At 72.9% G+C, this 1,052-nt stretch carries 1 protein-coding gene; it reads left to right on the forward strand.

Annotated elements, in window-relative coordinates; translation table 11 throughout:
• Nucleotides 1–12 precede the first annotated feature (12 nt).
• The coding region (locus ACVCAH_RS37915; RefSeq protein ID WP_447141017.1) for an HAD-IIIA family hydrolase at nt 13–1,052 on the forward strand (1,040 nt) is incomplete at its 3' end.

The following is a 1,052-nucleotide window of genomic DNA, read 5'->3' on the forward strand; positions in this document are numbered from 1 at the left end:
CTGTTCGATGCGGTGTTGCTGGATCGGGATGGCACGTTGGTGGAGGACGTGCCGTTCAACGGTGATCCGGAGAAGGTGCGGCCGGTGTCGGGGGCGCGGGTGGCGTTGGACCGGTTGCGGGCGGCGGGTCTGAAGTTGGCGGTGGTGACGAATCAGTCGGGGTTGGCGCGGGGGTTTTTCACCGAGGGTCAGATGTGGGCGGTGCACGCGCGGATCGAGGAGTTGTTGGGGCGCTTCGACGCGTGGTTGGTGTGTCCGCATGACGATGGTGACGGGTGTGGGTGTCGTAAGCCTGCGCCGGGGTTGGTGTGGGCGGCGGCGGCGCAGTTGGGGACGACGCCGGGTCGGTGTGTGGTGGTGGGGGACATTGGTCGGGATGTGACGGCGGGGTTGGCGGCGGGGGCGTGCGGGATTCTGGTGCCGACGCCGGTGACGCGGCCGGAGGAGGTGGCGGCGGCTGCGCACACGGCGGTGGATCTGCCGGCCGCGGTGGAGCAGATCCTGTTCCGGCAGGCGGCCGTCGACCCGGCCAGCTATCGACTGCCCGCACCCGCCGTCGGCGTCGGGTCCGGTGTGGGTGACAGCCTGGTGGCCCGGCCCGGTGCCAACACGGCGACCCGGTCCGGTGGGCACGGGGTGATCCGGTCGGGGAACGGGCGCGGGCGCACGGTGTTGGTGGTGCGGTCGGACTCGGCGGGGGACGTGTTGGTCACCGGCCCCGCCATCCGCGCGGTCGCGGCGGACGCCGACCGGGTGGTGCTGCTGTGCGGGCCGCGTGGGCGGGCGGCGGCGGACCTGCTGCCGGGGGTGGACGAGATCATCGAGCATCCGCTGCCGTGGATCGAGGCCACGCCCGACCCGGTCGACTCCGCGGACATGCGCGCGTTGACCGAGCGGTTGGCCGCGGTCGGCGCCGGCGAGGCGGTGATCTTCACCAGCTTCCACCAGTCCCCGCTGCCGCTGGCGCTGCTGCTGCGGATGGCCGGCGTGCCACGCATCGCCGCGATCAGCGACGACTACCCCGGCAGCCTCCTCGACGTCCGCCACCGCGT

Source organism: Micromonospora sp. LZ34 (assembly GCF_052981855.1).